The following is a 20913-nucleotide window of genomic DNA, read 5'->3' on the forward strand; positions in this document are numbered from 1 at the left end:
CGATAGTGTCCGGGGGAGCGCCCGGACCCAGTTTCGATATGTTTCCGCACCCCCACTGGGTCCCCGGCATGCGCGTGCGCGCAAACCGGGATGACGCCGTTGGGGTGTCGGGACAGAAAAAAATCCATCCCACCCCTCCAGAACCTGTGATCCAATCCAGCACGATGACCCGCGACTGGATCCTCCGTGTCCTTGAAGACCTGGCCTTGTGGTACTGGCCCATATTCCTGTGGGAGTGTGCGCGGGTGCGGCTCGTGCTGGACGGGATGTTCGCTGAAACCGGCGGCATGATCTCCTTCGGCGTCACGCCGACCGGGCGCATCGTCATTGTCTCGCATGTGCCCGAAGACCGCCCTACCGCGGATGACTGGACCCGGTATGCCCCGCGTGAACCGTGGGCCGCGCTCTCGCTGGAGCGACAAGCCGCGCGCCTCGCCGCGCTCGCAGACGGTCTTTTTCAATGTACCATCGCTACACCGCTGTCACACCGTCACCAGACCATCCCCACACCGGCCTTCCTGGATTCAGGTTAGGGGCTGGGTGTTCTGCTTATGCCAGACCATACGCCGCCAGCCCGCCGGGCTTGCGGGCAGACGTGCTGGCCCTATCCGTCCGATCATCCCGGCGAAGGCCGGGATCTCGTGCAGCAGGCGCACCGAATGCGACAGGAGGCCCCGGCCTGCGCCGGGGCGAGCGGGGATATTACTTCAGCCCCCGCAAAAAATTCGCCGCCGTTTCAAGGTGTTTCTCCCGTTTTGCGGCATCCATCTTTTCGGCCATCGAGACCATCATCGCCCAGCGCGGATTGTTGCCAAGGCTTTCGCGATGCTGCCAGATCCAGCGCCAGTAGAGCCCGTCCCAGATATCGCACCACGCGCCTTTCTCATGATTGCCCATCTTCCGGATATAGGAAGACCCTGAAAAATAAGGCTTTGTCGTGATCTGTCCGCCGTCGGCATTCTGGCTCATCGCATAGGCATTGGGCACCATCACCCAGTCATAGGCGTCGGCGAACATCTCCATGAACCAGCGATAGATGTCGTCCGGATCGATTTCGCAGATGAACATGAACCCGCCGAGCACCATCAGCCGCTCGATATGGTGGGCATAGCCGGTCTTCAGGACACGTTTGATGGTGTCGTCGATGGGCGCGATGCCGGTCTCGCCGGTCCAGAAGCTGTCGGGCAGGGGGCGCGTATGGCCCCAGTGATTGGTGGTGCGCATCGCCACGCCGATATCCTCATAGGTCGCGCGCATGAATTCGCGCCAGCCGATCACCTGGCGGATGAAGCCCTCGGCCGAGTTCATCGGGATATCGCGCGCCCTGATGACGGCTAAGGCCGCATCCAGCACCAGCTTTGGCGTGATGAGGCCCGTATTGAGCATCGGCGTGATGGCCGAATGCCAGAGCAGGCTCTCGCCCTCGAGGATGGCATCCTCATAAGGCCCGAAGCGCTCGAAACGCTCGGCGAAGAATTCGCCCAGCCAGCTCTCGGCCGCCTCATGGCTGGTCGGCCAGTAGAGCGCGTCCAGCGCGCCCGGATTGTCGGGGAAGTCCTTTTCGACCGAGCGGCGGGCCTTTTGTTCGATGCTGTCGGGTTCCTTGGCCTGCAGGCGCGGCACCTCATCGCGCAGGCCCTTGGGCACTTTCTTGCGATTGTCTTCGTCGAAACTCCACTGGCCGCCTTGAGGGGTGTCGCCGTCCATCAGCACATCGAGCGTGCGCCGCTGGCGCTTGTAGAACTCCGCCTGGAACCAGCTTTTGTGATCGGCCCGCCAGGCGCGGTTCTCACCGGGAGTGTTGAAAAACATCGGCGTGTTCATAAGGGTGAGCTCGATGCCGTTGTCGGCGCAATAGGCGCGCAGGCGTTTCTCCAGGATGAAGTCCACCGGGTCGCAGGCGATGATCTCGCTGACACCCTCATCCGCCAGCCGCCTGACCGTCGGCTTCAGCAGCGCCTCGCCCGCCCGGTAGCTGACATATTCGAACGCCGGCTTCAGCCCGTCGAGATACTGCGCATAGCGGGTCATGCTCGCCCGGTGCAGCCACAGCTTCTGTTTGTGAAAGCTGAGCGGATACTGCCGGTCGCCGAAGAAAAGCGTGTCCTCGATTAGCACGGTCCGGTCCGGGCGCTTGTCGAGGCCGGGATGGTGAGCAAACAGCTGGTGCGGAAAAATGAGAAGCGCTTTGGTCATCGCCAGCTCAATTAGGGCGAACCGGCCACAGGCAAAGGCTGCAAAACCGCGCGCGTGCCATTGCGCGAGCCCCCGAGTCCCTGCCATTAGTAAATCAGCGATGACTGATGAACTCGACACCGGGGCCGAAGCCGAACGCGATGACGCGACCTTCTCCATGTTCGGAGAGGACGAGATGGGCTCGGCTGAAGCGAACGCGCCCTATCAGGTGCTGGCCCGCAAGTATCGTCCGCGCCTCTTCTCTGACCTGATCGGCCAGGAGGCGATGGTGCGCACGCTCACCAATGCCTTCGAGCTCGACCGGATCGCCCATGCTTTCATGCTGACGGGGGTGCGCGGGGTCGGCAAGACGACGACGGCGCGGCTGTTGGCGCGGGCCTTTAACTATGAAGGCAGCGACCATGACGGGCCGAGCCTGAAACTCGACCCGCCGGGGGAACACTGCAAGGCGATCATGGAGAGCCGCCACCCGGATGTGCTGGAGCTTGATGCCGCCTCGCGTACAGGCGTGGCCGACATGCGCGAGCTACTGGACGGGGTGCGCTATTCGCCGGTGTCAGCGCGCTACAAGGTCTACATCATCGACGAAGTCCACATGCTTTCGACGGCGTCTTTCAACGCGCTGCTGAAGACGCTGGAAGAACCGCCGCCGCATGTGAAGTTCATCTTTGCCACCACCGAAATCCGCAAGGTGCCCGTGACCGTGCTGTCGCGCTGCCAGCGCTTTGACCTGAAGCGGCTGGAGACAGGCGATCTTGCCGCACATCTGGCGAAGATTGCCGAACGCGAGGGCGCAAAGATCACCGAGGAAGGCATAACGCTCATCGCGCGCGCGGCCGAAGGTTCGGTGCGGGACGGGTTGTCCATCCTCGATCAGGCGATTGTGCAGGGCCTCGATGGTGGCGAGATCAGCGGCGAAGCCGTGCGCGACATGCTTGGCCTTGGCGACCGGCTGCGCCTGCTGGATGCATTCGAGCATGCCGTCGCCGGCAAGGCGAAAGAGACCATCGAAGAGATCACCGAACAGGTCCAGATCGGTGCTGACCCGCTGGTCCTGATGAAGGACCTGCTCGAGATCGCCGCCGATGTCGCCACGATACAGGCGATGGATGATGATTATACGTTGCCGGGCCCGGCCGACTGGACCAGCCGCACCCGCCAGATCGCCGACAGCGTGTCGCCCGCACAGGCACAGCGCAACTGGCAGATCCTGCTGTCTGGCTACCGTGATACGCAGAGCGCCCCGGAGGCCGATGTCGCCCTCCGGATGGTGATGCTGCGGCTTGTCTCCGCGGCCGGTCTGCCATCGCCGGAAGATGCCGCCCGCATGATCGCCGAAGGCGGGGGAAGCAGCCCCAGCGCCAGTGCTGAACGTGGGAAGGGCGGTAAGGATGATCCGAACGTTGCCCCTGTTGGCGGCGGCGGAACAGGAAGCCTTTCAAAGTTCGAGGATGTGCTCGACCTTCTGGAAAAGGAACGCCGCCCGACCTTGTGGGGGGAGGCCAAGGCCTATATCCGCCCCGCGGTCTTCAGTGAGGGCACCATAAGCTGTGACCTCAAGGATGGCGCGCCGGTCGATCTCCTGCGCCGCTTGACGGATTTTCTGGAAATTTCGACTGGCCGGGTCTGGGATGTCCAGAAAGCCCGGACCAGCGAGGAGACCGTCAAGGAACGCGAGGACCGTCTCAAGGCCGAGCGGATTGATGCTGTCAGGTCCGACCAGGACGTTCAGGCCGCGCTCAAGGCCATTCCCGGCGCTGAAATCGTCGAAGTCAGCCGCGCTCAGCCACTTGAAGCAGGGCAGGCGGAAGACAATGTCGTCCCCTTGCGCGTCGCCAATCAGAAGAAAGGTTAGGTTCCGCCATGACGGATCTTTCGAAAATCATGCAGCAGGCCCAGGAAATGCAGGCCAAGATGCAGGAAGCTCAGCAGAAGATAGAGGATATCGAGGCTGAGGGCGCTGCCGGTGCCGGCATGGTCAAGGTACGTCTCAAGGGCAAGGGCGAAATGGTCGGTCTCACGATTGACCCGTCGCTCATGGAAGATGAGGCCGAGATTGTCGAGGACCTTGTGAAAGCCGCCTATGCCGATGCGCGCAAGCGCCTTGATGAAGAGGTCGAGAAGGCCATGAAGGACGCGACATCCGGCTTCAGTGGCATGATGCCCGGCTTCAAGATGCCGTTCTAGGTGTCAGAGCTAGCTGAATGAGCCAGAAGAGCGCCGGTCCTGAAATTCTTAAGATGATCGAGCTGATCGGGAAGCTTCCCGGTCTGGGACCGCGCTCGGCCCGTCGTGCAGCGCTTCACCTGCTCAAGCGCAAGGACCAGCTTCTCCTGCCGTTGGCTGAAGCCCTTGGCGAGGCGGGAAGCCGGATCGAGCGCTGCCGGACATGCGGGAACTATGACACGCTGCAACCCTGCGCGGTCTGCCAGTCTACCGGGCGTGATGATGGTCTCATCTGTGTGGTCGAGGATGTGCCCGACCTCTGGGCCCTGGAGCGGGCAAGCGCCTTTCGCGGGCGCTATCATGTGCTTGGCGGCGTGCTCTCCCCGCTGGACGGGATCGAGCCGGAGGATCTGACCATCGGGATGCTGGTTGACCGGATCAGGGCCGGGGGTATCCGCGAGGTCATCTTTGCCCTTCCGGCCACGCTCGATGGCCAGATAACGGTTGATTATGTCCGCGACCAGCTCGAAGGGCTGGAGGTCCACACCACCCGGCTTGCCCAGGGTGTGCCGCATGGCGGCGAACTCGACCATCTTGATGATGGCACACTGGCAGCCGCCCTGCGGTCGCGGCGGTAAATCCCGCCTGCTGGTTCGACTTCGCTCACCAAGCAGGTTTCGAAACGACACGATACTTCAAAGCCGCATGGTGAGCGAAGTCGAACCACGCGGTCATGCTTTCAATGTCACTTACTCGACGGCGCGTTCCTTGGCCCGTTTCCAGGCGTCACGCGCCATGTTCCGGTCCAGATAGGCTTTCAGGTTGCTGTAAGGTCCAAGTTCACCCAGCCGTTCCGCCATGTTCGCAATATAGCTGATGCCAATATCGGGTGCCTGGAACTGATCTCCCAGAATGAAGGGCATTTCGCCCAGCCGCTTGTCGATCAGGCCGAGGTGCATGGGCACTTCGCCTTCCGCAAAGGCGCTGAACACCTTTGACTTGTTGTCGCCCTCGCGGGCGAGCAGCATCTTCAGGAAAAGCGGCAGGAAGGCAGACCCTTCCGGATAGTGCAGCCAGCGCAGATACTCCGCCCATGCCTTGTGGTCGCTGCGTGCAGGCGCAAAGCGGCCATCACTGTCATAGCGGTCGACCAGGTAAGCGGCGATGGCGCCGGATTCGGTCAGCATGATGTCACCGTCTTCAAGAGTGGGTGACTTACCGAGCGGTGTTGCAGCGGCAAGGTCCTCCTGCGCCCGAAAAGTTTCCGGATTGCGGTGATAGACCTTGAGCTCATAGTCGAGCTGCATTTCCTCAAGCAGCCACACCGTGAAGATGGAACGGCCGATACGGAGATGGTGAAGTGTGATCATTCAGTTGTGCCCTGTTCCTCTGATTCGTCAGACGCCTGCTCGAGCGTGTAGATGACACCTTCCATGTTGGCGGTTGCCAGATAGATTTTCCCGTCAGGCCCGATTGTGATGTCCCGGAAAGGAATGGCCAGATCTGCGAGCATGTCCTCGGTTGTGGCCGATGTGCCAGTTTCATCAAGATCGACACGGACGAGTTTCTGCCCTTTCGGGCCGTTCATGGCGGCGACGATGATATCGCCAGCCCAGCCGGACCAGTCGCCGCTATTCTCATCTAGGAGCACCATGCCGGACGGGGCGATTGAGGGTACCCATTTGACCACAGGCTGCTCCATGCCCTCCGCTTCGGTCTGCTCGGTGATGATCGTGCCATCATAATTCACGCCATAGGTAATGGCCGGCCAGCCATAATTATTGCCGGGCTCGAGAATGTTGAGCTCGTCGCCGCCCTTGGGGCCGTGCTCATGCGCCCAGAGTATCTCGCGCCCGCCGTCCCAGAGAAGGCCCTGAACGTTGCGGTTGCCATAGGTCCAGACCGCCGGCGCGCCCTCCTCGCCGCTGGCAAAGGGGTTATCCTCCGGGATTGATCCGTCCGTGTTTATGCGGGCGATCGTGCCATGATAATTCATCGGGTTCTGGGCTTCTTCCATATAGCGGAAGCCTTCACCCATCGTAATAATCAGCGTGCCATCGGGCAGGAATTCGAGTCGTCCGCCATAGTGGTAGGTCGTTTCACGCGGCGTACCGGCGAAGATTTCCTGAACTTCGGTGAGTTCTGAAGCATCATCGGACAGGATGCCTTTGATAACAGCAGTCGTGTTCTCGTCCGCGGAGCCTTTTGCATAGGCAAGATAGAGTGTCCGGTTGGACGCGAAATCCGGATCGAGCGCCATGGCAAAGTAACCGCCCTGGCCTTCGGCGAGGGTTTCAGGCGTTCCTGAGACAGGCGCTTCGAGCAGTTCACCATCCCGGATCACGCGGATGTTGCCGTCGCGCTCCGTTACCAGCATCTCGCCGGAAGGCAGGAACAGCATGTCCCACGGAAAGGTGAGACCGCTTGCATAGGGTGTCAGCTTATAGCCGTCTTCCGATGTAAGTGCTTCCGGCGTGGCGGAACTGTCCTCATCGCCGCCGTTGGTCGTATCGGCGTTGGCTGTTTGCTGGTCTGTACCGGAAACGTCTGTCGCATCCGTCTCGCTTGAAGCGGGCGCGGTATCACCCGTGTCATTGCCGGGCTCTCCGCCAGAGCAGGCCGCCGCAAGCATTATCGCGGCGGATGCGGATGTGGCGATTACGGTTTTCATCATGGCAGCACCCCGTTGTTGTCTGTAGCTGACCTTATCTGGCCTTGCGCACAAGGCAAATGGTCTGTGGGAAAAGAGAAAGGGCGGCACCGTCGCGGCACCGCCCTTACAGGGAAAAGTCTTACGTCTTCGGCCTACCAGCGTTTGCGCACGGAAACACCGTAGAGTGCAGGCTCGTTCAGGAAGACGTTTGAGAACAGGCCCGAGGAGTCGTCGGTCAGGTAGCGACCCGTAATGACTTCCTCATCGGTGATGTTCTTGGCGAAGACCTCGAATTCGAGACCGTTATCGTCATTGTAGAACTGGACGGAGAGGTTGACGTTGGACCATCCTTCCAGTTCGTCACCGGACGTATTCCAGACGCGGCTGAAGCTCTCGGCCTGATAGTAATAGTCACCGCGAAGACGGACATCCCAGCTGTCGCTGAAAAGGCCTTCCCAGGTGTACTCGGCACCAACGCTGAGCGTGGCCTCGGGGGCGCCCGGGATGGAGTTGCCGTCAAGGCTCTTGGCTTCACCATCGAAGGGGGTGAGGCCGCCAACGGTCTGGGTCTGGCCGTTGGAGTCGGTGTAGGTCACATCACCGACACCGAAGGCAGCTTCCTGACCGGCAAAGGCACCGGTACAAAGCCCGGCAGTTGAGCCGGGAGCCAGAACACCGGCCTGGATCGCGCCGAGGACTGTGGCATAGCCCTGAGCCGAGACAACGCAGTTGGCGTAGGACGAGGCATTCTTCAGCGCAACGAGATCAGCACGGCCATTCGTGCGATCAAGCACGTCGACAGCGAATGTGTCCTGGATTTCGGTGTCGAGCAGGCCGAGATTGGCGTTGACCACGAAAGTCGAAGCCGGGTTCCAGACCGTTTCGAACTCGAGACCCTGGATCTTGGCGTCGATGTTGAAGTTCGCCGAAGTCCGGTTGATGATCTGCGTGATCTGGTAGCCTTCATAGTCATAGTAGAAGCCGGTGGCATTCAGTTGAAGGGCCCCGTTCGCGAAGGTGTTCTTGGTCCCAAGTTCGTAGGAATTGATGAACTCGGGATCGAAGAATTGCGGGAAGGCGCTTGTATTCCCGGCTGGTTGCGGCGGGTTGATGCCACCGCCCTTGTAGCCCCGTGAATAGAAGGCATAGACGAGCGTATCTTCTGAGAAGTCGAGATCGGGCGACCAGTCGAGACCGATACGGCCCGTGGTTTCCTGGAAGGACACATTGTAGGTGCCGTCCCCGGCATTGTCGTCGTCAGCGCCCGGAACCGGCTGCGGAGCAAGTGGGTCGACACTGCCGTCATTGGGAGTGAACAGGAAGGTCGGAATGTTTTCCTGGGCTTTCTCGTCATCCGTGTAGCGCAGGCCGACTGTCAGCTGGAGATTGTCCGTCAGGTCGAAATAGCCCTCACCGAAGACAGCGAAGGATTCCAGGGAATAGGGCGATAGTGAGCGGAAATAGTTTCCACCGTCACCACTCAGGTTTTGAAGCGGGCCGAAGGACGAGCCGCTGTCATCGATCGGGACCGGGCCGCCAAAGATCGCACCGCCCAGCGCGTTGTTGAGCTGGGTGAGGCCTGTGAGCGTGTTAGACATCACATAATAGCCTTCGTCGGGATTGTTCTGGTCGATGGCTTCGAAGTCGATCGAAATTGCACCGACATTGAAGTTGAACCGTCCGTCGAAATCAGACTGCAAGCGCAGCTCGTGCGTTGTCTGCTCGCTCGAGCCACCTGACAGGTCGAATGTGCGGAACAGGTTCGAGGCGCCAAGCTGCGGATCGTTCACCGTGCCGCCAGGGAAAAGCGCCTGGTAGACAGGCACCAGAGCCGGGTTGCCGAGTGGTGCGCCGACCTGGTTGAACGGAATGTCGGCGCCGACCTTGTTGTAATCCTCAATGGAGCGGATCGAAGATTCGCCATAGCTGCCGAGATAGGTCAGCAGGAGTGAATCTGTCAGGTCGAACTCGCCTTTCCAGGTAAAGAGATCCTGGTCGGCAAAGTAATCCGGGTCCAGGGCAGATTCGATCTGGCGCAGGTCAGGGTTTACCGGCGAGGTATAGACGTCGCCGCTCAGAAGGCCGGCCACGATACCAAGGCCGCCGCCCAGTGTTGCGACCGAGTTCACACGGTCGCGTGCCTGGTCAAGCGGGGCATCCTGACAGCCGAGTGAGGTGTAGACCTGGTCGGCAGGTTCGATCGCGATGCCAGCGAAGCTGGTGTTGAGCGGGTCCTTGTCACAGAACTGCTTGCCCGAGCGCAGACGCGAGTCTTCTTCCTCGAAATGTTCATAAGAGACCCAGCCACGTAGGCGTTCGGTCGGCTCGAAAGCGAGGGTCGCGCGGATGCCGTAAAGGTCGCGGTCATCAATGTCGTTGCCCGTAACCGTGTTGTCGACATAACCATCGCGCTGCATCAGCGATCCGGCCACACGCAGGGCCACGCGGTCACCGATGGGCATGTTCAGCATGCCCTTGGCCTTGAAGGTGTTGTAGTTGCCGTAGGTGAGTTTCAGATCGCCCTGGAATTCCTCCATCACCGGCTTGGCGGTAATCACGTTGATCACGCCGCCGGTGGCGTTCCGGCCGTAAAGTGTGCCCTGCGGGCCGCGGAGCGTTTCGACACGCTCGACGTCGAAGAACTCAGCCTCGAAGAGACGGTTGGCCGTCAGGGGCACATCATTCTGGTGAACACCGACACCTGCGTCGCCGGACTGTGCGACGAGGTCGGCGCCAATACCGCGGATCTTGAAGTTGTAGCCGGTGAAGTTGCCCTTACTGAAGGACACGTTCGGAATGGCCTTGGTCAGGTCGGGGCCGCCGACAAGTTGCAGCTTTTCCAGTGACTCTTCGTCGAAGGCCGAAACGGCAATCGGAACATCCTGGATCGACTCTTCAGTCTTCTGCGTCGTCACCAGAACCGTGCCGAGTTTGCGCTGCTGGTCTGCGCCTTCCTGCGCTGTAGCGGCTGGAATGGACCAGCTTAAAGCAACTGCTGATGCCCCCGCGAGCATCAGATACTTTTTGGGTGTCTTGTGAATCATCTAACTCTCCTCCCAGTCGAGCAATTGTTTTATTTTTGCTCGTTTGTGCGTTTCCTCACGGGCCTTCCTTTTTTTGATTGGAAGTGCCTCATTCACCATGACAGCGGCAGCCGCGACACTTTGTCAACCGCTACGTTACGATTGGGTAAGATGCTCACAAAGCGTGATTTTTGGGTGACTCTTATGTGACGTTACGGAAGCTTTTGCTTGGTCCGTATGCCCGGCTCTGCTAGATGCCCCGGCATGACAAGGCCGACATCAGCGCTCGTTCTCTTCTCCGGGGGGCAGGATTCCACAACCTGTCTGGCCTCCGCCCTGAAACGATTTGCGCATGTCGAAACGCTCGGCTTCGATTATGGCCAGCGTCATGAAGTCGAACTGACCTGCCGGGAGAATGTCCTGAGAGAGCTGCGCAGCCGATTCCCGCAATGGGCTGACCGGCTTGGCGACGATCACATGATCGATCTTTCCGTGCTGGGTGAAATCAGCGACACGGCTCTGACTCGCGACGTGGACATCGAAGAAACTGAGGATGGCCTGCCGTCGACATTCGTGCCGGGCCGCAACCTGGTTTTCCTCACGCTCGCAGGCGCACTTGCCTGGCGCCGCGGCATCTCCGTCATTATCGGCGGCATGTGCGAAACTGACTATTCCGGTTATCCCGACTGCCGCCGGGAAACCATAGATGCCCAGCAAAAGGCGCTGGCGCTTGGCATGGATCGCTCCCTCACGGTCGAGACTCCCCTGATGTGGCTCGACAAGGGCGAGACTTGGCAGCTGGCCGAAGACCTTGGCGGGCAGGACCTCGTGGATATCATAATCGACGAGACCCACACCTGTTATCTCGGAGAGCGCAAGCGCAAGCATGACTGGGGGTATGGCTGTGGTGAATGCCCGGCCTGCAAGCTTCGCGCATCGGGCTACGAGAAGTGGAAGCGGGGCGTGCTCGCGTGAAGACTTACAGCGTCAAGGAGGCCTATGTGACCCTCCAGGGCGAGGGCGCACAGACAGGGCGTGCCGCGGTGTTCCTGCGTTTTGCCGGATGCAACCTGTGGACCGGGCTGGAGCGCGACCGGACCAAGGCCGTCTGCCAGTTCTGCGATACCGATTTCGTCGGGACGGATGGAGAGAATGGCGGCAAGTTCAGCGGCGCGGAGGCACTTGCTGATCATGTTGCCGCACTCTGGGCGCGTGATGATCGCGCGCAGGGCGTTCCCGGCTATGTCGTCTGCACGGGCGGCGAGCCGCTTCTCCAGCTTGATGCGCCGCTCATCGATGCCCTCAAGCAGCGCGGTTTCGAGATCGGTGTGGAGACGAATGGCACGGTTCGCGCGCCGGAGGGGCTGGACTGGGTCTGTGTGTCCCCCAAGGCGAATGCCGGCCTTGTCCAGACCGAAGGTGATGAGCTGAAGCTTGTCTATCCCCAGGCTGAGCCGGAAGCCCAGCCGGAGCGCTTCGAGATGCTGCAGTTCAGGCACTTCTTCCTGCAGCCCAAAGATGATAACAGGCAGGCCGATAACATTGCCGCTGCGGCGGCTTACTGTATGAAGCATCCGAAATGGCGACTGAGCTTACAAACCCACAAACTGATCGGGCTGCCCTGAGCCCGTCAGGCGAAGTGTTCGAAATCTCCAAGGCCGTGACCTTCGAGGCAGCGCATTTCATGGGCGGCAAGCCTGAAGGCCATCCCTATCGTAACCTGCATGGTCACAGCTTCCGGCTGGAAGCTTCGGTCAAAGGCCGGGTGAAGCCTGGCGAGGAATGGGTTGAGGATTTCAGCCTGCTGACGCGTGAGCTGGCCGCTGTGGCCGAAAAGCTCGATCACAGATTGCTGAATGAGATTGACGGCCTGTCCGTGCCGACGCTGGAGCGCATATGTCTCTGGGTCGCCCGTGAGCTCAAGGCCGTCCTTCCCGGCCTGACGCGGGTCAGCCTTTCGCGGCCCTCCCTCAACGAGAACTGCACGCTTGAACTGGGTAGCTGAAAGGCCGGGGGTGGTCGCCCCTGTTAGTGTCAGCTACTGGCCGCTCAGCTTCTCGGTGAACTTGCGCGCAAACCGGCTGGAGGTGCGTTTGGCATCGCCCCACGTTCCCGAGGCATAAACGTCCCGGATATTCGTTTCGAACCAGTCATATTCGAGTTCTGCGATCGCATTGCCTTGCGCATCAAAGGCGACGCCTTTCAGGTCCATGCCCCCAATGGATACCGAGCGGATCATGTCCAGGCCCGGACGGTCGGCAGCCTGCTGCATGGTGGGCCGGTTCGGCTTTGCATCCAGGATCGTCACATCAATCCGGGCAGGGTCTATATTGGCCTTGCGCAGTTCACGTTCGAGGTCCTCGCGGATTTCCTCGGAGAGACGTTCACCTTCACGCATGCCATAATCATTCTGAAGGGCTTCCTGGAATTCAGGCGAATAGCCTACTGAAATGTCGGCAGCGTAGGCAGCGGGAGCCATGGCCAGCGCCACGGCGGGTATTATGAAGCGTTTCATCACAGTCTCCTTCATGGAGATAATATAATACGAAACGATTGTGGCCCAAAGTGGTTGCCGGTCATCACGCCTGCGTGAAAGGCCGCCCTAGTCGTCTTCTTTCCGGTCTTTCTTCTTTTCGCCATCCGGAATTGCCGCCCCGACGACCGCGCCCGTTGTCTTCACGGCGCCTTCTGCCACATCCCCGGCGACGCTGACCGCTGTGCCGACAATGCAGCCGCCCAGCATGAAAGGGGAAAGAATGAGAATTGCGGCCAAGCTACGAAATCGGGTCATGCAAGCATGACTCGCATGACCCGTTCGTTCCGGCAACACCTTCTAGACCGTATCGACAAATACAATCTCGGCATCTTTTTCGCCCTTGAAGACCAGCGTCTCCGGGCCTGTCACCGCAGCACCGTCGCGAGCATTCAGAACTTCGCCATTCAATTCTGCGGATCCATCAGCGAGGACGAAATAGCCATAGCGGCCATCCTTGATGGTGTAGGTCAGTTCCTCGCCAGCCTTTACTGTCGCTCCGAGCACATGGGCATCCTGGCGGATCGGCAGGGCATCTTCATGCGCCTCGCCGCTGGCCAGAACAGCCCACTGGCCTGAACGCTCAGCCTTTGGAAACTTGCGTGCGCCCCAACCCGGATTACCGCCTGTCTCGGCCGGTTCGATCCAGATTTGGAACAGCGTGGTATCCTCGTCCTCGGCATTCCATTCCGAGTGCTGGACACCTTTCCCGGCACTCATGACCTGTACGTCGCCAGCCTCGGTGCGGCCGGAATTGCCCATTGAGTCCTCATGCGTGATCGCACCTTTGCGGACATAGGTGATGATTTCCATGTCGCGGTGGCCATGCGGGGGAAACCCCGTCTGTGCGCGGATGCTGTCATCATTCCAGACCCTGAGCTTGCCATGCCCCATTCGCGCCGGATCGTAATAACGCGAGAAGGAGAAGTGATAGTGAGCATCCAGCCATTCATTCCGGAATGTACCGAGATCCTCGAAACGCCTGATATCAATCATCGGAAGTCTCCTTTCTGCTGAATGACAAATCCGATGCGGTGGATTTTGGCGTATGTGCGCCTCTCGTCCAGATGGTGGGCCAGACAAGACTTATGCGTTCTGGGAATAAATCCACCGGGCACAAAAAAGGCGGCCCCTGTATAGAGAGGCCGCCCAATTCGTTTTGTGCCATCTTGAAGGAGCCTAGATCGGCTCGTACGGGAAGACCGTGGTCGTCGCGCCAAGATCCATGAAGCTGCCCTGCATGGAAGGTAGGCCCTGCTCGAGCAGTGTTTCCGGTGTCCAGCCTTCCAGCCGGGCGACGGACTTCACCGGGCGCGGCTGGTCGAACAGGATGACCTCATTGCCACGTACCGAGAAGATCTGGCCGGACACGTTCTTTGCCTTGTCAGCGGCAAGGGTGATGGCGAGCTGGGCGACCTGGTCGGCACGCATGCCGTTCTTCATCCGCTCGACGCGTTCCCTGCCGGCTTCGTCCTTGACCGGGATCGAGGCGATCATCCGGGTCCAGGCAAACGGGGCGATGACGTTGGAGCGGACATTCTTGCGCTCGCCTTCCATGGCGATGATACGCGACAGGCTGGCAATGCCGAGCTTGGCAGCGCCATAGTTGGCCTGCCCGATATTCCCGATAAGACCCGTCGTGGACGTGAACAGGACGTAGGCGCCATCTTCCTGGTCGCGGAAATGATTGACCGAGGCCCGCGTGACATTGAACGTGCCGTGCAGGTGAACGTCGATGACAGCTTTCCAGTCTTCTTCCGACATCTTGTGGAACATGCCGTCACGCAGGATACCGGCCGGGTTCATGATGGAGTGCAGGCCGCCAAACTCGTCCTTGGCCTGTTCGATCATGCCTTCGACCGCCTTGTAGTCGGTCACGCTGTCGGAGTTTGAGACCGCCTGGCCGCCGGCGTCGCGGATTTCCTGGGCAACCTGTTCTGCCGGTCCGGCATCGCCGCTATCGCTGCCTGCATCGGTCAGGCCGCCGCCGAGATCGTTGACGACAACATTCGCGCCTTCGCGCGCTGCGAGCAGTGCACATTCCTTGCCAATCCCGTTGCCGCCGCCCGTGACGAGCACGGTCTTGCCTTCGAGTACGCCCATGACTTCCTCCTAGTTCGCTACATTTACCTGGCGACTTCCAACACCTTCAGCACGGGAAAGGCAAGTGCGGCGCATTGCGCAGGCCGCGATGCCAGACGGGTCAGGCTGTAGTCTTTGATCCTGTACGGTAGCCGGACATCCGGTCCATGGCGCCATCTGCTTCGGCGATGATGCGTTCAACAATCTCCCGGACGGGCAGCACGTCCTTCACACCGCCTGCCGATTGGCCCATCGCAAAGCAGGAGCTATCAGGGTTGAGCTTGGCCTCGTCCGTGATCCCGCCAATTCCGCCGATGACGCCGGTCTTGTTGGAATGGATGGCCTGATGCGGGAAGGGCTGGATGTCTTCCGGGCGGCTTTCCCAGTCGAGGATGTAATCATTGGTGCGGCAGCGCATCGGCTTGCCGGAATAGCAGCGTGTGCGGGTCGTGTCGGTGTCGCCTGCGCCGACAATGGTCTGCTTGTACATATTGGCGGCGTGGGCTTCCTCGGAAGCGATGAAGCGTGTGCCCATCCAGACCCCGACGGCGCCGAGGGCCAGCGAAGCGGCCAGGCCGCGCCCGTCATAGATGCCGCCAGCTGCGATTACGGGAATGTCGACTGCTTCAACAGCCTGCGCGACCAGCGGCAGCGTGCCGACGAGCCCGGTATGGCCACCCCCCTCGCCACCTTGCAGGATCACCGCGTCACACCCGGCCTGTTCGGCCTTGACGGCGTGTTTCACAGCGCCACCGACGACCATGACTTTCACGCCGGCCTTCTTGAGTTTTTCCATGATCGGCATGGGTACGCCAAGCCCGGCGACAAAGCTGTCGGCACCGTTGTCGATGATGACATCGACGGACTCCTCCAGACTTTCGGGAGATGCGGCCAGAAGGTCGACCCCGAATGGCTTGTCGGTGAGCTCGCGCACGCGCTTCATCTGGCCTTCGATGAAGTCCGGTGTTGTTCCGGCCATACCGAGAACGCCGTAGCCGCCAGCATTGCTCATGGCGGCGGCGAGTTCGGCATAGGAAACGCCACCCATCCCGGCCAGCATGATCGGGTGCTCAACACCAAGAAAGTCGCAGAGAGGTGTATGGATCGTCATTTTCTTTCCTCCGGTTTTCACCCTGCATCGCGCCGTCTGACGGGCTTGCCAAGATATCCCGCGAGGTCATGCCGCTACGAAATCGGAACAAAATTTAATCTGCGGCGCTGATTAGCGTAAGTGATGGGCGCGATCAGAAAGCGCGTCCCGGAAAGTGGAGACAGAAATGCGCTTCAGACTGATCTTTCTCGCCAGTGCGGCCCTGTTGATGGGGGCATGTGGCAGCAATGACCAGGACATTGAGCAAAGTGTCGATGAAACGGCCGCCAGTCCGGAATATGCAACAGGGGACAGTGCCGGATCCGGTCAGGTGATGGACCCTGAGGCAGATACAAGCCGTGAGCTCAATGAAGACATTGTACCGTCTCCCGACACACAGCCTGAAATTGATCCGCAGGATAGCGAGATCGGCGAAGAGCCCATGACCTCAGAGCCGGCGACCGACGACATCGAGGATGAAACGATGCCGCCGGACGGTGCGCCGCAGTAAGTCTCTAGAAAATAGAATAACCGCCATCGACGACGAATGTATCGCCGGAATGGTAGGAAGACGCATCTGAAGCGAGATAGACGGCTACACCACCAAAATCTTTCGGCTCGCCCCAGCGGCGGGCCGGAACACGCGGGATAACCTTCGTCTCGAAAGCGTCATTGCCCTGAGCGGCTTCCGTCATGTCTGTTGCGATCCAGCCTGGCAGGATGGCATTGGCGCGAATTCCGTAGCGTGCAGTCTCAACCGCAATCGCCTTGAGCATGGATATCAGACCGCCTTTTGTGGCGGCATAAGCCTGATTTTTGCCTGCGCCCTCAATAGCGGCAAGTGAGGCAACACCTACAACCGACCCGCCCGGATCGCCATTCTTCGCGCGCTCCGTGATATGCTTGACGACCTCGCGCAGCGTCCAGAAAGCGCCGTCCAGATTAACGGCCATGTTCTTGCGCCAGGTATCGGTGTCCATTTCCGCAAAGCTCTTTGCGCCGAAACCGACGCCGGCATTGGCGATACAGGTATCGATACGGCCAAAGGCGCTTACAGTGTCGTTCATGGCGTCTACAACAGCCTTCTCGTCGGCCACGTCGACACTCCAGGTTTTGACGTCACCTACACCGAGCTTTGAGAGCTTGTCTGCCGCTTCCTTGTTTGCTGCGTCCTTGCGGCCCCAGATGGCGACATGCGCATTGGAAGCGGCCAGCGCCTCGGCCATGCCATATCCAATGCCGCGATTACCGCCAGTGACGAGGGCGACCTTGCCTGTCAGATCAAATGGTGCGTAAGCCATGCTCATACTCTCCCGTTGTTGTTTGCGGCATAAAGAGAGAAGCAGCACCTGATTTCAATGATGACCGAACGGAAAGTGCACCAGCTTCAAGGTCAACGATCACTATAGATTGTCATGCCGGGGCCGTGCCGCGGGCGTTCATCGGGCTTGCTGAGATATAGTTCATGGTCGACACGGTCGATCTGTAATCTGAAATTCGACAGGATATCGACGCCGATCACCATGATAGGCTGATCTTCAAGACCGATCGCGGTGAGAAATTCGGGATCACTGACAATCACATTGAAGCGTTTGACTTCGAAGTCCCCGATTTGAAACTCACGGCTGGCCAGGACTGACATCACGACGGAATTACCGGTCACGCCCGTCAGCTCGACACTCCGGAAATCCTTGCGTGACCGTGCTGCCCCATTGGCGAAGACAGAGTTGATGTACGAGACATTCGCGCCGGTATCGATCAGGGCCAGGCCTTCCTGACCATTTACCCGGACCTGTATGAAAGGGAGCCCTTCTGTCCATATAAGCGGCATACGGCTCGTGGTTGCCCTGAATATGCTCCTTGGCTTGCGGTCATAGGCTAGCAGGCGTGAGCGCTTGAAATCGAAGTCGAGCGTCCGGAAAGGGAGGCTGTTCGACGGAATTATGTTGCGCTCGCCGGGCAGGTCGAATGTGGCGTTATAGGCGGCCTTGATGCCGGAAATCTCGATATCGCCAAAACTCAGGCTTGTTACGTCCATGACCGGGAAAGTGCTGACCGGGCCGATGCCGATAATGTCGACGGTGGCTGGTGCGTCTCCGGGCGAAATGCCGAGACGGTTGGCCACGCCGTCATCAATCACCGGGAAGGTGGCCGCGGTATCGAGGATGGCACCTGTGCCACTGGTGCCGTTCACGCTCATGTCCACGACGAGATGACCGGTCGACGTAATCCTGAAGGGAATGACGTATTGCTGGGTCGCACTGACAGGGGCTGCGAAGAAAGCCGCCGCAGCGACAAGATAAAGAATGATCGAGGTGCGTTTCACCTCATTCATGCCTCCCTTGGTGCCCTCTTGGGCGGGGCACTACGGACGTAGTATGCCACTAAACCGGGGAATCCCGAAATCCTTTCGAAATCGCGACCCCCATGCGGATGATGCGTTCAGTCTCATCCCAGAGTTTCAGCGCGCCGATATCCTCGACAGGAATGAAGCAGGCTTCGTCGGCATCGTCTCCGGCGACGGGGTCGCCCGCTATCCAGCGGGCCAGGAAATCGCTTAGCACATAGTGACGCGTGATGAGCGTGCCGTCCCGGTTTGTCACGATGGCGTCGACAACATCGATAAGGCCCGTGATCTCTGCTTCTACACCGGTTTCCTCGCTTAGCTCGCGCAGGGCAGCATCGCGGGCCCGTTCGCCGGGTTCGATGCGCCCGCCCGGCAGGGACCACTCCCCGGTCATTGGCGGCGTGCCGCGCCGGATGAGGAGAACCTGACCGTCTTTCAGGCAGACGGTACCGGCAGCAGCCTGCGGACGAAGGCCCTCGACGGGCCTGGGCGGGTTTTTTCCATTTGTCATTGTGGCCGTCATGATCGCTGGCTATGGGCTTCATCTGAAGGAGATCTTATGGCGCGTACAAGCCCGAAACCCAAGCCGGTCAGTCTCGCGCTCCAGGGCGGGGGTGCGCATGGTGCTTTCACATGGGGCGTCCTGGAACGTCTCAGCGAATGCGAAACCCTCGACATACAGGCCATCACAGCGACATCGGCAGGTGCCATGAACGCGGTCGCCTATCTCTCAGGGCTGGCGCAGGGCGGACGGGCCGGGGCCTGCGAAACCATGGAGCGCTTCTGGAAGGAAATTTCGCGCCGCGGCGCACCCCTGGATGCGCTGATGCCAACGGGAACGGCCAACCCGCTCACGGCCTGGACCCCGCATAGTCTTGCGACCGCCATGACATCATTCCTCAGCCCGTACGATTTCAATCCATTTGACCTCAACCCGCTGCGCGAGGCTGTCAGTGATGTGATAGATTTTGAAGCTGTGCGTGCGTCCGCGGTGCGTCTTTTCATTGCGGCAACCAATGTGGAGACGGGCAAGGTCCGTATCTTCGAGGGTGGGGACATCACGCCTGAAGCGGTGCTTGCATCCGCCTGCCTGCCGAACACGTTCAAGGCGGTGGAGATTGATGGCGTGCCTTACTGGGATGGCGGCTATCTCGGCAATCCGTCGCTGTTTCCGCTATTCTATTCGGATGCCCCGAAAGACGTGATCCTCGTCACGCTGAACCCGCTTGAGCGCAAGGGCACGCCGCGCTCGGCGGGCGAAATCCAGGACCGGCTGAACGAGATTACCTTCAATGCCTCCCTGCTGGGAGAACTTCGCGCGATCGCCTTTGTCCAGAAACTGCTCGGCCAGAACCTTCTCACCAAGGCCGTGCGCAGTGAGTACCGCAATGTGAACATTCACGCGATCCGCGGCGGTGAGATGCTTCGCGAGTTCAGGCTGGAAACCAAGTACGATACCAGCTGGCCTTTCCTGAACGGCCTGCGCGAGAAGGGGCGGGCTTTTGCCGGCGAGTGGCTGGAGACATGCCACGACAAGGTCGGCCGGCAGTCGAGCCTCGATATCCATGAGGCTTTCCTGTCCGGGTAAGGGCTCAGGCCGGCTGGAGGATGGTGAGCTTTGCCTTGCCTGTGCCGCGTTCGTCGAGAACCTCCCATCCGGGATGTTCAAACGTCTCGCTGGTTTCTGTTTCGACGACGGCAATCGCCTCATCACCGAGCCAGCCACCTGAGCGCAGATTTGAGAGGCAGGGAGCGACGAGTCCCTTATTATAGGGCGGGTCCAGGAAGGCGAGGGTGAAGGGCGGGCCGACGCCAGCGGGTTTGGTGCCAAGATCAGTCGCGCTGCGGCGGTGGATACGCGTGTTCCCGAACAGTTGAAGGGCTTCGATATTGTCCCGGATGGTGCCGCGTGCGGCGCTGTCTGTTTCGACGAAAAGGCAGAAGGCGGCCCCGCGCGACATGGCTTCAAAGCCGAGCGCCCCCGAGCCTGCGAACAGGTCAATGACACGGGCGCCTTCCAGCGCTGGGGCCCATGAGGCGTGGGCTAGCACGTTGAACAGGCTTTCGCGCGCCCGGTCGGTTGTGGGGCGCGTGTTGCGTCCGGCGGGCGAGGCGAGCGGATGGCCTTTGAAGAAACCTGATATGATGCGCATGGGCAGCGCCCATAGCACCGGGCGCTGGTGCAGGAAAGCGGGGTTCGGTATATGCCCGTCACATGATGCAGGACGACACGATGATGGAGCGTGCGCTGGAGCTGGCGCGCGAGGCGGCGGCGGCAGGTGAAGTGCCGGTGGGGGCAGTTGTCTGCGACCCTGAGAGCGGCCAAATTCTCGGGGAGGGGGCCAATGCCCCTGTGGCAAATCATGACCCGAGTGCACATGCAGAGATAATGGCGCTGCGTGCAGCAGCGTCCAGGCTTGGCAATTACCGGCTGACCGGAGCGACGCTCTATGTCACGCTTGAACCGTGCGCGATGTGTGCAGGTGCGATCAGTTTTGCGCGCATCGGGCGGCTTGTGTTTGCCGCAGCCGACGAAAAAGGCGGCGCGGTAATCAATGGGCCGCGCTTCTTCGAGCAAGCGACCTGTCACTGGCGCCCGGTCGTGGAGCAGGATACCGTCCGGGACGCGACAGCGGCAGGGCTGTTGCGGGAATTCTTCCGGGGCCGCCGGAAATAGAACAGTCGCGCGTGAAAGGCTTCTGGGGCCAGCCGTCACGGCTGTTCCGCGGATGTGCAGATATGCCCTCAAATGTGCTGGATTACGCTCCGCTATCGGAAGATTGCATCTACTTAACTTGCTGTTATTGCTAAATTAAATTTCAG

At 60.2% G+C, this 20913-nt stretch carries 23 protein-coding genes; 10 read left to right on the plus strand and 13 right to left on the minus strand.

The window, feature by feature from the left end; all coding sequences use genetic code 11:
• Positions 1-164: 164 nt before the first annotated feature.
• A complete protein-coding gene (locus tag Q1K31_RS00775; RefSeq protein WP_300375661.1) occupies positions 165-533 on the plus strand; it encodes a hypothetical protein in 369 nt (122 codons plus the stop codon).
• 169 nt (positions 534-702) lie between these two features.
• Here Q1K31_RS00775 and Q1K31_RS00780 read toward each other — a convergent pair whose 3' ends face one another.
• On the minus strand, positions 703-2196 hold the full coding sequence (locus Q1K31_RS00780) for a cryptochrome/photolyase family protein (RefSeq protein ID WP_300375663.1): 1494 nt from the start codon (positions 2194-2196) through the stop codon (positions 703-705).
• A 100-nt stretch (positions 2197-2296) separates the two neighbouring features.
• Here Q1K31_RS00780 and Q1K31_RS00785 point away from each other — a divergent pair, with 100 nt between their 5' ends.
• Genes Q1K31_RS00785 through recR form a run of 3 tightly spaced genes read left to right on the plus strand, consistent with a single transcriptional unit; the run spans position 2297 to position 5000 of the window.
• Positions 2297-4051, plus strand: coding sequence for a DNA polymerase III subunit gamma/tau (locus tag Q1K31_RS00785; RefSeq protein WP_300375665.1), 1755 nt, complete (start codon positions 2297-2299; stop codon positions 4049-4051).
• A gap of 8 nt (positions 4052-4059) precedes the next feature.
• The gene (locus tag Q1K31_RS00790; RefSeq protein ID WP_300375667.1) at positions 4060-4383 is read left to right on the plus strand and encodes a YbaB/EbfC family nucleoid-associated protein; all 324 of its coding nucleotides are present in this window, start codon (positions 4060-4062) and stop codon (positions 4381-4383) included.
• A 17-nt stretch (positions 4384-4400) separates the two neighbouring features.
• Positions 4401-5000, plus strand: a complete 600-nt coding sequence (gene recR, locus Q1K31_RS00795; RefSeq protein WP_300375669.1) for a recombination mediator RecR — start codon at positions 4401-4403, stop codon at positions 4998-5000.
• A 111-nt stretch (positions 5001-5111) separates the two neighbouring features.
• On the opposite strand, the gene Q1K31_RS00800 is transcribed toward recR, so the two are convergent.
• The 3 genes from Q1K31_RS00800 to Q1K31_RS00810 all read right to left on the minus strand — a co-directional run bounded on the left by Q1K31_RS00800 (position 5112) and on the right by Q1K31_RS00810 (position 10059).
• A complete protein-coding gene (locus tag Q1K31_RS00800) occupies positions 5112-5732 on the minus strand; it encodes a glutathione S-transferase family protein (RefSeq protein ID WP_300375671.1) in 621 nt (206 codons plus the stop codon).
• The gene (locus Q1K31_RS00805; protein ID WP_300375673.1) at positions 5729-7036 is read right to left on the minus strand and encodes a PQQ-dependent sugar dehydrogenase; all 1308 of its coding nucleotides are present in this window, start codon (positions 7034-7036) and stop codon (positions 5729-5731) included. Before Q1K31_RS00805 ends, Q1K31_RS00800 begins: the two co-directional genes overlap by 4 nt.
• A gap of 131 nt (positions 7037-7167) precedes the next feature.
• Complete coding sequence (locus tag Q1K31_RS00810; RefSeq protein WP_300375675.1) at positions 7168-10059, minus strand: TonB-dependent receptor; 2892 nt, start codon at positions 10057-10059, stop codon at positions 7168-7170.
• A gap of 243 nt (positions 10060-10302) precedes the next feature.
• Here Q1K31_RS00810 and queC point away from each other — a divergent pair, with 243 nt between their 5' ends.
• Genes queC through Q1K31_RS00825 form a run of 3 tightly spaced genes read left to right on the plus strand, consistent with a single transcriptional unit; the run spans position 10303 to position 12043 of the window.
• Complete coding sequence (gene queC / locus Q1K31_RS00815; RefSeq protein WP_300375677.1) at positions 10303-11013, plus strand: 7-cyano-7-deazaguanine synthase QueC; 711 nt, start codon at positions 10303-10305, stop codon at positions 11011-11013.
• Positions 11010-11663 (plus strand): 7-carboxy-7-deazaguanine synthase, encoded by a 654-nt coding sequence (gene queE, locus Q1K31_RS00820; RefSeq protein ID WP_300375679.1) that lies wholly within the window; start codon positions 11010-11012, stop codon positions 11661-11663. The genes queC and queE overlap by 4 nt, the downstream gene beginning before the upstream one ends.
• Positions 11618-12043 (plus strand): 6-carboxytetrahydropterin synthase, encoded by a 426-nt coding sequence (locus tag Q1K31_RS00825; RefSeq protein WP_300375681.1) that lies wholly within the window; start codon positions 11618-11620, stop codon positions 12041-12043. Before queE ends, Q1K31_RS00825 begins: the two co-directional genes overlap by 46 nt.
• Before the next feature lie 33 nt (positions 12044-12076).
• Here Q1K31_RS00825 and Q1K31_RS00830 read toward each other — a convergent pair whose 3' ends face one another.
• The 5 genes from Q1K31_RS00830 to Q1K31_RS00850 form a co-directional block, all read right to left on the minus strand.
• Positions 12077-12553, minus strand: a complete 477-nt coding sequence (locus tag Q1K31_RS00830; RefSeq protein WP_300375683.1) for a hypothetical protein — start codon at positions 12551-12553, stop codon at positions 12077-12079.
• 87 nt (positions 12554-12640) lie between these two features.
• Complete coding sequence (locus Q1K31_RS00835; protein ID WP_300375685.1) at positions 12641-12829, minus strand: NF038104 family lipoprotein; 189 nt, start codon at positions 12827-12829, stop codon at positions 12641-12643.
• A 42-nt stretch (positions 12830-12871) separates the two neighbouring features.
• Positions 12872-13567, minus strand: a complete 696-nt coding sequence (locus Q1K31_RS00840) for a pirin family protein (RefSeq protein ID WP_300375687.1) — start codon at positions 13565-13567, stop codon at positions 12872-12874.
• 183 nt (positions 13568-13750) lie between these two features.
• The gene (locus Q1K31_RS00845; RefSeq protein ID WP_300375689.1) at positions 13751-14674 is read right to left on the minus strand and encodes an SDR family NAD(P)-dependent oxidoreductase; all 924 of its coding nucleotides are present in this window, start codon (positions 14672-14674) and stop codon (positions 13751-13753) included.
• Between the two features lie 100 nt (positions 14675-14774).
• Positions 14775-15764: a nitronate monooxygenase gene (locus Q1K31_RS00850; protein WP_300375691.1), complete on the minus strand. Its 990-nt coding sequence runs from the start codon at positions 15762-15764 to the stop codon at positions 14775-14777.
• Positions 15765-15930: 166 nt separating this feature from the next.
• Between Q1K31_RS00850 and Q1K31_RS00855 the strand changes: the two genes are divergently transcribed.
• On the plus strand, positions 15931-16254 hold the full coding sequence (locus Q1K31_RS00855; protein WP_300375693.1) for a hypothetical protein: 324 nt from the start codon (positions 15931-15933) through the stop codon (positions 16252-16254).
• A 4-nt stretch (positions 16255-16258) separates the two neighbouring features.
• Here Q1K31_RS00855 and Q1K31_RS00860 read toward each other — a convergent pair whose 3' ends face one another.
• From Q1K31_RS00860 to Q1K31_RS00870, 3 genes are all read right to left on the minus strand, one after another.
• Positions 16259-17044: an SDR family NAD(P)-dependent oxidoreductase gene (locus Q1K31_RS00860; protein ID WP_300375695.1), complete on the minus strand. Its 786-nt coding sequence runs from the start codon at positions 17042-17044 to the stop codon at positions 16259-16261.
• Between the two features lie 92 nt (positions 17045-17136).
• Positions 17137-18078 (minus strand): aspartyl protease family protein, encoded by a 942-nt coding sequence (locus Q1K31_RS00865; protein WP_300375697.1) that lies wholly within the window; start codon positions 18076-18078, stop codon positions 17137-17139.
• 49 nt (positions 18079-18127) lie between these two features.
• Positions 18128-18601, minus strand: a complete 474-nt coding sequence (locus Q1K31_RS00870; protein WP_300375699.1) for an NUDIX hydrolase — start codon at positions 18599-18601, stop codon at positions 18128-18130.
• Between the two features lie 48 nt (positions 18602-18649).
• Between Q1K31_RS00870 and Q1K31_RS00875 the strand changes: the two genes are divergently transcribed.
• Entirely contained in the window at positions 18650-19678 is a 1029-nt protein-coding gene (locus Q1K31_RS00875) for a patatin-like phospholipase family protein (RefSeq protein ID WP_300375701.1), read from the plus strand.
• A gap of 4 nt (positions 19679-19682) precedes the next feature.
• On the opposite strand, the gene rsmD is transcribed toward Q1K31_RS00875, so the two are convergent.
• Complete coding sequence (rsmD, locus tag Q1K31_RS00880) at positions 19683-20243, minus strand: 16S rRNA (guanine(966)-N(2))-methyltransferase RsmD (protein WP_300375703.1); 561 nt, start codon at positions 20241-20243, stop codon at positions 19683-19685.
• Between the two features lie 62 nt (positions 20244-20305).
• On the opposite strand from rsmD, the gene Q1K31_RS00885 reads away from it, so the two are divergent.
• On the plus strand, positions 20306-20767 hold the full coding sequence (locus Q1K31_RS00885) for a nucleoside deaminase (protein ID WP_300375705.1): 462 nt from the start codon (positions 20306-20308) through the stop codon (positions 20765-20767).
• The last annotated feature ends 146 nt before the right edge of the window (positions 20768-20913 follow it).

The sequence above is a fragment of the Henriciella sp. genome (assembly GCF_029936995.1).
In the GTDB taxonomy this organism is placed as follows: domain Bacteria; phylum Pseudomonadota; class Alphaproteobacteria; order Caulobacterales; family Hyphomonadaceae; genus Henriciella.